We start from the raw sequence: 11,330 nt of genomic DNA, 5'->3' as shown, positions 1-11,330 counted from the left end.
GAGCGGAACCCTAAGTGGCCGTGACCGCAGGAATGGATATGTACACAATCCAATTGTGTTGACTGCTAGGCCGCCTTCGCGAGCAAGCCCGCTCCCACAGTAGGATCGTTGGGGTGTCAGATAGCTGGGCGTCGGCTGTCAGGCCGTCATCGCAGGCAAGCCAGCTCCCACAGTTGGATCTTGGCGTGTCAGGTAGATAGGCGCCTCACGGGTGCAGAGCGGCACTCACACATTCGCGATCATGAATGGGGCGGCAATACATCGAGCCGATACGGCTGAAGAATGCGCTGGTACTCGCCATTCTGCATCAATTGCTCAAGCGCATGATTAAGCTCATTACGCAACGCAATATCGGTTTTTCGCACCGCAATCGCCACGCTATTACCCAGCAGGCCCGACGACACAGGCGGCCCCATGTAATCGAAGTCCAGCCCCTGGGGCGTGTCGAGCAGCGCTTCACGGATCTCCACCGCGCCTTGCAGGGTCGCGTCGATATCGCCCGAAACCAGGCTCTGCACCAGTTGGTCGTTGAGCCAGAAACTCCTGATGATCACCCCCGCCGGCGCCCACTGCGACAGGGCAAAAGCTTCACGATTACTGCGCACCAGCACCCCGACACGCTTGCCCTTGAGGGACCGTCGATCAGGACGCAGGCCCGAGGTTTTACGCGCCACCAGCCGGGTGGTGATCGGGTAGAGGTCATCGGTGAAGCTGACCCGTTGCCGCCGACGGCAGGTGGTGGCCATGCCCATGATCGCGTCGAATTGCCTGGCCTCTAGAGCCGGGAAGTTTTCCATGACGATTTGGTCAACCCAAGTACAGCGCACGTTGAGCTGCTCGCACAGGGCATTGCCCAGTTCGATATTCAACCCCACCAATTGCCCTTGGGCATTGCGGCTTTGAAAGGGCGGAAAATGCGCGGCAACGGCGAAACGGATTTCACGCCGCGGTTGAACGTCGGCGGCGACGGCACTCGTCGAGAGCAAGAGAGCAAGCACTGCACAGAGGTGTATCAGGGCCACGGGAATGTCCTTTTCCGGAAAGCTGACTCGCCACGCCCCGATGAGCGTCATCGGGACGAAGCAAACGCTGTGCAGCTTTCAAGAATCGGTGACGGCCCTACAAGCAGAAATGTCTACGCACGATGTAGGCAACTGCCTATAACGCACTCAACGCTTTAATCTCAGCGTTTACCCATCGAGCGGCGAGTGCCCGGCGGCGCCATGCCTGGCGTCTTGGTATGGCCGTTCTTGGCGCCGCCTTTGTACCAAGGCTGGCTGGCATGCTTGGCGCCAGCCAGTTCACCTGGGTTGAAAGGGAACTTGAACGCCGGGATCTCGGCTTTTTCAACGCCGTCGGCGGTGGCCGGATCGACGAGGTCGGCCGCGTCGACAGCGGGTTGGGTTGGGGAAGTCATAAGGGCTCCGGCACAGCTAATAGGTGTAAAAGCGCGAGTATACGGGGCCTGAGTGGTCAGCAGTAACTTCAAGCGACAAGCTCACATGGCCTAACTGTCACGGCTGTCAGTTTGCCGTCACCGTGCTGACGGCGGAACAGCGCTATAAAGGACGTTCCGAACTCCAACTTGCAGTTTGCGCCGGCGTCCTCCTATGCAGATCAAACGAAACGTGGCCCTGATGCTGGGTGCTCTCCTGATACTGGCCGTTGCAGCCTGGGCGTTAACCCGGCCGGCCAAGACCCGCCTGGCAGTGCCTACCGCCATTCCTGTGCGGGTGGTGAGCGTGACGCAACAGGATGTACCTCGGTTTGTCAGCGGCATCGGCTCGGTGTTGTCATTGCACAGCGTAGTGATTCGTCCGCAAATCGACGGCATCCTCACCCAACTGCTGGTCAAGGAAGGCCAATCGGTGAAGGCCGGCGACCTGCTGGCCACCATTGACGACCGCTCGATCCGCGCCAACCTCGACCAGGCCAGGGCGCAACTCGGTGAAAGCCAGGCGCAGTTGCAAGTGGCATTGGTCAACCTCAAGCGCTACAAAGCGCTGAGCGTCGACGACGGCGTGTCGAAACAGACCTATGACCAGCAACAGGCGCTGGTCAACCAGCTCAAGGCCACGGCGCAAGGTAATCAAGCGGCCATTGATGCGGCTCAGGTACAACTTTCCTATACCCAGATCCGCTCCCCGGTCAGCGGCCGCGTGGGCATCCGCAACGTGGACGAAGGCAACTTCCTGCGCATGAGCGATACCCAGGGGCTGTTTACCGTCACCCAGCTCGACCCGATTGCCGTTGAGTTTTCCTTGCCACAGCAGATGCTGCCAACCTTGCAGGGCCTGATCGCCGCCCCCACCCGGGCCACCGTCGACGCCTACCTGGGCGCCGACACCGATGGCCAGACCGGCGACCTGCTCGGCGAAGGCCACCTGAGCCTGATCGACAACCAGATCAGCTCCACCACCGGCACCCTGCGGGCCAAGGCCGAGTTCAGCAACCCGGCGCATAAGCTATGGCCCGGGCAATTGGTGACCATCAAGATCCAGACGGCCCTCGACAAGAACGCCCTGGTGGTACCGCCGACCGTGGTGCAGCGCGGCCTGGACTCACATTTTGTGTACCGCGTAAGCGCTGACAAAGTCGAGGTGGTGCCGGTGCAGGTCGCCTACCAGAACAGCGACATCAATATCATCAAAGGCGTGCAGGCCGGCGATGTGCTGGTCAGCGATGGGCAATCGCGCCTCAAGGCCGGTGCGCAGGTGGAAGTGCTCAAGGAGCCGCCGCAAGTGATCCACACCGCCAACGCCCAGGTGCAACCATGAGCGCCAGCCGGTCGCCCTCGGCCTGGTGCGTTGATCACCCAGTCGCCACCCTGCTGCTGACCTTCGCCCTGGTGCTGCTGGGGATCATTGCCTTCCCCAACCTGGCCGTCGCGCCACTGCCGGAAGCGGAATTCCCGACGATTCAGGTCACCGCGCAACTGCCCGGCGCCAGCCCGGACACCATGGCCTCCTCGGTGGCCACGCCCCTGGAGGTGCAGTTCAGTGCCATCCCCGGCATGACACAGATGACCTCCAGCAGCGCCTTGGGCTCCAGCCTCTTGACCCTGCAGTTCACCCTTGAAAAAAGCATCGACACCGCCGCCCAGGAAGTGCAGGCCGCGATCAACACCGCGTCCGGCAAGCTGCCCAGCGACATGCCGAGCTTGCCCACCTGGAGAAAGGTCAACCCGGCGGACAGCCCGGTGCTGATCCTCAGCGTCAGTTCCAGCAGCATGCCCAGCACCGAGCTGAGCGACTACGTGGAAACCCTGCTGGCGCGCCAGATCAGCCAGATCGACGGCGTCGGCCAGATCAACATCACCGGCCAGCAACGCCCGGCGATTCGCGTGCAGGCGTCCCCCGACAAGCTCGCGGCCATCGGCCTGACCCTCGCCGATATACGCCTGGCCATCCAGCAGTCGAGCCTCAACCTGGCCAAGGGCGCGATCTATGGCGAGAACAGCGTGTCCACCCTGTCGACCAACGATCAGCTGTTCCACCCGGAGGAATACGGCCAACTGATCGTTTCCTACAAGGACGGTGCGCCGGTTCAACTGCGCGATATCGCCAACGTCATCAACGGTTCGGAAAACGCCTACGTGCAAGCCTGGTCCGGCGATACGCCCGGGGTGAACCTGGTGATTTCGCGCCAGCCCGGCGCCAACATCGTCGACACCGTCGACCGCATCCAGGCCGAGCTGCCGCGCCTGCAAGGCATGTTGCCAGCCTCGGTGCAGGTCAGCGTGTTGACCGACCGTACCAAGACCATCCGCGCCTCACTGCATGAAGTGGAAATGACCCTGCTGATCGCCATCCTGCTGGTGGTGGCGGTGATGGCGTTGTTCCTGCGCCAACTGTCGGCGACGCTGATTGTGTCTGCGGTGCTGGGTGTCTCGCTGGTGGCCAGTTTCGCCCTGATGTATGTGATGGGGTTCAGCCTGAACAACCTGACCCTGGTGGCCATCGTGATCGCCGTGGGCTTTGTGGTGGACGATGCGATTGTGGTGGTGGAGAACATCCATCGCCACCTGGAGGCTGGCCTGGATAAGCGCGAAGCGGCGATCAAGGGCTGCGGCGAAATTGGCTTTACCGTGGTGTCCATCAGCTTCTCGCTGGTGGCGGCGTTTATTCCGCTGCTGTTCATGGGCGGCGTGGTCGGGCGGTTGTTCAAGGAATTTGCATTGACGGCCACCGCGACCATTCTGATTTCAGTGGTGGTGTCGCTGACATTGGCACCGACGCTGGCCGCGTTGTTCATGCGTGCGCCTACGCACCGTGCCCACGCCAAACCCACCTTCAGCGAACGCCTGCTGGTCGGCTATGCGCACAACCTTCGCCGTGCCCTGGCGCACCAACGCAGCATGGCCGCGATCTTCGTGGTGACCCTGGCGCTGGCGGTGGTCGGCTATGTGTTCATCCCCAAGGGGTTCTTCCCGGTGCAAGACACCGGTTTCGTGCTCGGCACCAGCGAAGCGGCGGCCGATGTGTCGTACAAGGACATGGTCGCCAAGCACAAGGCCCTGGCCGAGATCGTCAAGGCCGACCCGGCGGTGCAGGCGTTTTCTCATTCAGTCGGCGTCACCGGCAGCAACCAGACCATCGCCAACGGCCGCTTCTGGATCGCCTTGAAAGACCGCAGTGAGCGCGATGTGTCCGCCAGCCAGTTCATCGACCGCATCCGCCCGCAACTGGCGAAGGTGCCGGGCATCGTGCTGTACCTGCGCGCCGGCCAGGACATCAACCTGAGCTCCGGCCCCAGCCGCGCCCAGTACCAATATGTGCTCAAGAGCAACGACGGCCCGACGCTGAACGCCTGGACCCAACGCCTCACCGAAAAACTGCGCGCCAACCCGGCGTTTCGCGACCTGTCCAACGACCTGCAACTGGGCGGCAGCATCACCCACATCAGCATTGACCGCCAGGCCGCCGCGCGCTTCGGCCTGACCGCCACCGATGTCGACCAGGCGCTGTACGACGCCTTCGGCCAGCGCCAGATCAACGAGTTCCAGACCGAGATCAACCAGTACCAAGTGATACTCGAACTGGACAGCCAACAGCGCGGCAAGGCCGAAAGCCTCGACTATTTTTACCTGCGCTCGCCATTGACCAATGAAATGGTGCCGCTATCGGCCTTGGCCAAAGTCGACCCGCCCACAGTCGGGCCGTTGTCCATCAGCCATGACGGCATGTTCCCTGCTGCCAACCTGTCGTTCAACCTCGCGCCCGGCGTGGCCCTGGGCGACGCGGTGATTATGCTCGACCAGGCCAAGAACGAAATCGGGATGCCGAGTACGATCATCGGCAACTTCCAGGGCGCGGCCCAGGCGTTCCAGAGCTCGCTGGCCAGCCAACCCTGGCTGATCCTCGCGGCGCTGGTGGCGGTCTACATTATCCTGGGCGTGCTGTATGAGAGTTTTGTGCACCCGCTGACGATCATTTCCACCCTGCCCTCGGCGGGCCTCGGTGCGCTGATCATGCTGTGGCTGCTGGGCCAGGACTTTTCGATCATGGCCTTGATCGGCCTGGTGCTGCTGATCGGCATCGTGAAGAAAAACGGTATCTTGATGATCGACTTCGCCCTGGAGGCGCAACGTGTGCGGGGGTTACCGCCGGAGGATGCGATTTATGAAGCCTGCGTCACGCGGTTCCGGCCGATCATCATGACCACCCTTGCCGCGTTGCTCGGCGCCGTGCCGTTGATGCTCGGCGCAGGCCCGGGGGCGGAACTGCGCCAGCCGCTGGGCATCGCGGTGGTCGGTGGCTTGCTGGTGAGCCAGGCGCTGACGCTGTTCACCACGCCGGTCATATACTTGTACCTTGAACGTTTTTTCCACAGGCCCAAACCAGCGCTGGCGCTGGCGACCACACACTGAGGCGGTCATGCGCGTCCTGATTATTGAAGATGAAGAAAAAACCGCGGACTACTTGCACCGCGGCCTGACCGAGCAAGGCTACACCGTCGATGTGGCCCGTGAAGGCATCGAGGGCCTGCACCTGGCGCTGGAAAACGATTACGCGGTGATCGTCCTCGACGTGATGCTGCCCGGCCTGGATGGCTTCGGTGTATTGCGCGCCTTACGCGCCCGCAAGCAGACGCCGGTGATCATGCTCACCGCGCGCGAGCGCGTGGAAGACCGCATCCGCGGCCTGCGCGAAGGCGCCGACGATTATCTGGGCAAACCGTTTTCGTTCCTGGAACTGGTGGCCCGCCTGCAAGCCCTGACCCGTCGCAGCGGCGGCCATGAACCGGTGCAAGTCACCGTCGCCGACCTGTGGATCGACCTGATCAGCCGCAAAGCCAGCCGCAACGGCCTGCGCCTGGACCTGACCGCCAAGGAGTTCTCGCTGCTCAGCGTATTGGCGCGGCGCCAGGGTGAGATCCTGTCCAAGACCGCGATTGCCGAGATGGTCTGGGACATCAATTTCGACAGCGATGCCAACGTGGTGGAAGTGGCGATCAAGCGCCTGCGCGCCAAGCTCGATGGGCCGTTCGAACACAAGCTGCTGCACACCATTCGCGGCATGGGTTATGTGCTGGAGAACCGCCTGCAGGAAAACCACAGTGGTCGCTAATTCCATCGCCCTGCGCCTGAGCGGCATGTTCACCCTGGTGGCGCTGCTGATCTTCCTGTTGATCGGCGGCGCGCTGTACCAGCAGGTCGACCGTGGCCTGGGGTTGTTGCCGGGGGCCGAGCTGGATGCGCGCTACAGCGTGCTGGAGTCGTCGATCAATCGCTTCGGCACGCCGGAGCATTGGGCCAAGATCAGGTCCAAGCTCAAGCTGTTGGGCGAAGAAGACAAGCGCATCCGTTTCTGGGTGGTCAGCAGCGACCCGAGCTACGAATACGGTGAGCCGGATGCGCAGATTCGCGCCTTTGCCGAAGGCCCCACGGGCAAACGCGACCTGCGCTTGCCCGGTCACGATTATCCGTTCAAGGTGCTGGTCAGCCAGTTTGCCGCCAAGGACCAGCGCCCGGCGCTGCGCTTCATGATTGCCATCGACACGGAGAACTTCCGCGCCACCCAGCATCACTTGCTGGTGGCGTTGATCAGCCTGGCATTGGTGGGCGTCATACTGGCGGCGCTGTTGGGGTTCTGGGTCGCGCGTATCGGCCTCAAGCCCCTGGGCAAACTCTCGGATGAGGCGCAAAAACTTGCGCCGCCGAAACTCTCCGGGCGCCTGCAATTGTCGCCCTTGCCGCCGGAACTGAGCCAATTCGTCAATTCGTTCAACGCCACCCTCGACCGGGTCGAACAGGCGTATTCGCGCCTGGAATCGTTCAACGCCGACGTCGCCCATGAACTGCGTTCGCCGCTCACCAATTTGATCGGCCAGACCCAGGTGGCTCTCACTCGCGGCCGTTCGGCAGAGCACTATTTCGAGGTGCTGCAATCGAACCTGGAAGAGCTGGAACGGCTGCGCTCGATCATCAATGACATGCTGTTCCTCGCCAGCGCCGACCAAGGCAGCAAGGCCACCAAGCTGATCGAAAGCGCCCTGGCCGATGAAGTGGCCACCACCCTCGACTACCTGGACTTCATCCTCGAAGACGCCCAGGTCGAAGTGCGCGTGCACGGCGATGCCGTGGTGCAGATCGAAAAAGCCCACCTGCGGCGCGCACTGATCAACCTGCTGAGCAATGCCGTACAACACACCGCGCCGGGGCAAGTCATCGACGTGCACATTCAAGTGCAGGCACACCAGGTGACGATTGGCGTGACCAACCCCGGCGAGGCGATTGCCAGCGAACACCTGCCACGCCTGTTCGAACGCTTCTATCGAGTGGATGCCTCGCGCAGCAACAGCGGGGCCAATCACGGGCTGGGGCTGGCGATCGTCAAGGCGATTGCGTTGATGCATGGGGGGGATGTGTTTGTGCGCAGCGAGGGGGGTGGCAATACCTTTGGTATTACCCTTCCGGTCTAAACAACTCGGCCAAAAAAATGTGGGAGCTGGCTTGCCTGCGATAGCATCACCTCGGTGCGCCTGGCATACCGAGGTGTCTGCATCGCAGGCAAGCCAGCTCCCACAGGAGATCCCATCGCTCGCACTGTTGCGGTTTGGGCAATAGTTATTATCTTGTTACACTCTGTATCGCACCGCTCGCCTGCGTTACTTTGACGCATCGATGAGCGCGACGGCAAAGACAGCTGACCCGCTTACCCGAATTTCCCTCGACTTTTTTCCAGGGCTCTACACTGGGAATCTGTCTTAAAGCCGCTGACTTTCAGCGGCTTTTTTTTGCCGTAAAAAAAGGCCGGGCACCCCCTCACGACACTGGCCGTTATGGATTGACCAAAGGAGCTTTACCGGTGAAGAACTCGCTGACGTTCACCCCGTTATTCCTCGCGATTGCAGCAACGATCGCCCCACTGGCCCACGCGGCAGACACTCCCCCCAACGACGGTTTCGTCGACGGCTCCCACCTCACGATCAACACCCGCAACTACTACATGAACCGCGACCGGCGCGATATTCATACCGATGACAGCAAGGAATGGGGCCAGGGCTTTATCGGCACCTTCGAATCCGGCTACACCCAGGGCACCGTCGGCTTCGGCCTGGACGTCAATGCCATGCTCGGCCTCAAGCTCGACGGCGGTGGCGGTACGGATGGTTCCAGCATCCTTCCGTATGGCAGCGGCAACGGCAAGGCGCCGGGTTCGTTTTCGACGGCCGGCGGCACCTTGAAGCTGCGCGCCTTCGACACCGAACTGAAAGCCGGCGACCTGTTCCTCAACAACCCGGTGATCGCCGGCGGCATGACGCGCATGTTGCCGCAGACCTTCCGTGGCGTGAGCCTGACCAACCACAGCTTCGACGGCTGGATGTTCGAAGGCGGCCAGGCCAGTTTCACCAAGCTCTACAACCAGAGCGGCCACCGGCGCATCGGCACCAGCTACGGCACACTGCCCGCCAACACCGACAGCCAGCACCTGGACTGGGCCGGCGTGTCGTTCAGCGCGATTGAGGGGCTGACCAGCAACCTGTACGCCTCCGAACTCAAGGACGTCTGGCACCAGTATTACTACGACCTGGAATACACCTACGCCCTGAACGACCTGGTCAGCCTGACCTCCGGCCTGCACTACTACCACACCCAGGACACCGGCCAATCGCTGCTGGGCGATATCGACAACAACACCTACAGCCTGCATTTCACCGTGGGGGTGGGCAACCACAGCGTCACGGCGACTTATCAGCGGGTCAATGGCAACACGCCGTTCGACTACATCACCCAGGGCGACAGCGTATACCTGGACAACTCCCAGCAGTACTCGGATTTCAACGGCCCCAACGAGCGCTCCTGGAAGCTCAAGTACGCGTACGATTTTGCCGGCCTCGGCATGCCCGGCCTGACCTCCGCCGTGTCCTACATCAGCGGCAAGACCGACCTGACCAAGGTCGACCCCAACAGTCGCGGCTACAGCAACTGGTACAGCGCCGATGGCAAGGACGCCAAGCACTGGGAGCGCGATATCGACCTGAAATATGTGGTGCAGGGCGGCAAGGCCAAGGACTTGGCCGTGCGCCTGCAATGGGCGACCAACCGCGGCAGCAATGGCTACTCGGCGGTGGACCGCGATGTGGATGAGTACCGCGTGATCGTGGACTACCCGATCAACGTGTTCTGAATACAGGTAGGAGCGAGCTTGCTCGCGAAAAACGTTAACGATAACGCGTGCTTCCTGAATAAACGCGGCGTCTGTGAGTTTTTCGCGAGCAAGCTCGCTCCTACAGCCATATTCAAGAGTTGCTACTACGCTAAGGGCATTCTCAACGCAAAAGTGTGCCCGATGAATTCAAGCCTTACGCGCCCGGAGCGCCTGCTGATCCTGGGCAGCACGCTCACGGTGTTGCTGATCGTGGGGGTCGTGACTGCGCTGCTGATTCGTGAACATGCCAACACCCTGCAGACGGCCAAGCGCACCGCCAATACCATCACGCAATTGATCGACGCTGACGTGCTGCGCAATGTCGAACTGTACGACATGGCCCTCAAAGGCTTGATCAGCGCCACCGAGCGCACCGACCTGCAAGATGTTTCAGAGAGCATCCGTCATTTGGTGCTGTTCGATCGTTCCGCTGCGGCGCCCTACAAGGGCGATATCCTGCTGTTGGACCCGGCCGGCGAGGTGATCGCCGATTCGTCCCTGCTTACGCCCAAGCTGGGTAACTTTGCCGACCGAGATTATTTTCAGGCCCAACGCAACAACCCCGACCTGGGCCTGTATATCAGCCGTCCGTTCATGGCGCGCTGCCAGTGTGCCGACCCGTGGCGCATCGCGTTCAGCCGTCGCGTTTCGTCAGCGGACGGGCGTTTTCTGGGGGTGGCGGTCGCCTCCATGCGCCTGTCGTACTTTCATCAGTTGTTCAGCAGCTTGAACATCGGCAACAACAGCACCATCAACCTGCTCAACCACCAAGGCATCCTGCTCGCGCAAGAGCCTTTGCTGGAAGTGGACATCATCGATAAGGACCTGAGCCAGCGCCCGAATGTGGCGCGCATGCTGCGCGAACGGGACGGCAGCTTCCAAAGCATCTCCAGCGTCGATCGCCAGGCACGGCTCTACAGCTTTTCTAATGTGGGCGACTTGCCGCTGATCGTGGCAGTGGCCTTGTCCAGCGATGAAATGTTCGCACCCTGGCGGCGTGCGGCGTGGTTGGTCAGCATCGCGACCGGAGTGTTGTGCGTGGGCCTGTTATGGCTGACCTGGGCGCTGTGCATGGAGCTGCGCCGTCGCCATCGCGCCGAGCAGGTGCTGTCAGAACTGGCAGCCACCGACGCCCTTACCGGCCTGGCCAACCGCCGCACCCTGGACGCACGCTTGCGGCTGGAATGGGACCGGGCACAACGCTCAACCGAGTCGTTGAGCGTGCTGATGATCGATGTGGACCACTTCAAGGCCTTCAACGACCGTCATGGTCACCAGGGCGGCGATGAGGCCTTGCGTGTAGTTGCGCAGGTGATCGCCAGCCATATCCGCCGCCCTGCCGACCTGGCGGCGCGTTACGGCGGTGAAGAATTCGCGGTGGTGCTGCCCCATACCGACGCCAAGGGGGCGTGGGTGATCGCCGAGCATATCCGCGAGGGGGTCCAGCACTTGCCGAGAGTGGCCGGGGACGAGCAACCGATCACCGTAAGCATCGGCCTGAGTACCTGGCAAAAGCACAGCCGTATTTCCCTTGAGGACCTGCTGCTCAAGGCTGACCAAGCGTTGTATCAGGCCAAGCACAGCGGCCGTAACCGGACAATGGATGGTTCAAAGACCTCAAGCTGATGAGGTCAATTGTGGGAGCTGGCTTGCCTGCGATGGCGGTGGGTCAGCTAC

The 11,330-nt window shown here is 61.8% G+C and carries 8 protein-coding genes; 6 read left to right on the top strand and 2 right to left on the bottom strand.

The genetic code is table 11. The annotated features are described in order from the left end of the window. Positions 1–239: 239 nt before the first annotated feature. Positions 240–1,022 (bottom strand): transporter substrate-binding domain-containing protein, encoded by a 783-nt coding sequence (locus A7K61_RS16525; protein WP_044272115.1) that lies wholly within the window; start codon positions 1,020–1,022, stop codon positions 240–242. A gap of 161 nt (positions 1,023–1,183) precedes the next feature. Beyond that, entirely contained in the window at positions 1,184–1,417 is a 234-nt protein-coding gene (locus A7K61_RS16520; protein ID WP_044271955.1) for a hypothetical protein, read from the bottom strand. Positions 1,418–1,610: 193 nt separating this feature from the next. Here A7K61_RS16520 and A7K61_RS16515 point away from each other — a divergent pair, with 193 nt between their 5' ends. The 6 genes from A7K61_RS16515 (at position 1,611) to A7K61_RS16490 (ending at position 11,279) form a co-directional block, all read left to right on the top strand. Next, the gene (locus A7K61_RS16515) at positions 1,611–2,777 is read left to right on the top strand and encodes an efflux RND transporter periplasmic adaptor subunit (protein ID WP_069557948.1); all 1,167 of its coding nucleotides are present in this window, start codon (positions 1,611–1,613) and stop codon (positions 2,775–2,777) included. Continuing rightward, positions 2,774–5,869, top strand: coding sequence for a multidrug efflux RND transporter permease subunit (locus A7K61_RS16510; protein WP_069557947.1), 3,096 nt, complete (start codon positions 2,774–2,776; stop codon positions 5,867–5,869). Before A7K61_RS16515 ends, A7K61_RS16510 begins: the two co-directional genes overlap by 4 nt. 7 nt (positions 5,870–5,876) lie before the next feature. Beyond that, positions 5,877–6,569: a heavy metal response regulator transcription factor gene (locus A7K61_RS16505; protein WP_044271950.1), complete on the top strand. Its 693-nt coding sequence runs from the start codon at positions 5,877–5,879 to the stop codon at positions 6,567–6,569. Then, complete coding sequence (locus A7K61_RS16500) at positions 6,559–7,923, top strand: heavy metal sensor histidine kinase (RefSeq protein ID WP_044271949.1); 1,365 nt, start codon at positions 6,559–6,561, stop codon at positions 7,921–7,923. The genes A7K61_RS16505 and A7K61_RS16500 overlap by 11 nt, the downstream gene beginning before the upstream one ends. Before the next feature lie 386 nt (positions 7,924–8,309). Further along, positions 8,310–9,632 carry an OprD family porin gene (locus tag A7K61_RS16495; protein ID WP_069557946.1) on the top strand — a complete coding sequence of 441 codons (1,323 nt, stop codon included), beginning with the start codon at positions 8,310–8,312 and terminating at the stop codon, positions 9,630–9,632. 162 nt (positions 9,633–9,794) lie between these two features. Beyond that, on the top strand, positions 9,795–11,279 hold the full coding sequence (locus tag A7K61_RS16490; RefSeq protein WP_069557945.1) for a diguanylate cyclase: 1,485 nt from the start codon (positions 9,795–9,797) through the stop codon (positions 11,277–11,279). Positions 11,280–11,330: the final 51 nt, after the last annotated feature.

This window comes from Pseudomonas sp. AP42 (assembly GCF_001728935.1).
In the GTDB taxonomy this organism is placed as follows: domain Bacteria; phylum Pseudomonadota; class Gammaproteobacteria; order Pseudomonadales; family Pseudomonadaceae; genus Aquipseudomonas; species Aquipseudomonas lactis.
Note: the sequence above shows the minus strand (reverse complement) of the source record. Positions and strands in the feature narration are given on the sequence as shown.

Coding starts and splice junctions, on each gene's coding strand:
- A7K61_RS16520 (WP_044271955.1), bottom strand. CDS start 1,417: ATGACTTCCCCAACCCAACCCGCTGTCGACGCGGCCGACCTCGTCGAT.
- A7K61_RS16515 (WP_069557948.1), top strand. CDS start 1,611: ATGCAGATCAAACGAAACGTGGCCCTGATGCTGGGTGCTCTCCTGATA.
- A7K61_RS16510 (WP_069557947.1), top strand. CDS start 2,774: ATGAGCGCCAGCCGGTCGCCCTCGGCCTGGTGCGTTGATCACCCAGTC.
- A7K61_RS16505 (WP_044271950.1), top strand. CDS start 5,877: ATGCGCGTCCTGATTATTGAAGATGAAGAAAAAACCGCGGACTACTTG.
- A7K61_RS16490 (WP_069557945.1), top strand. CDS start 9,795: ATGAATTCAAGCCTTACGCGCCCGGAGCGCCTGCTGATCCTGGGCAGC.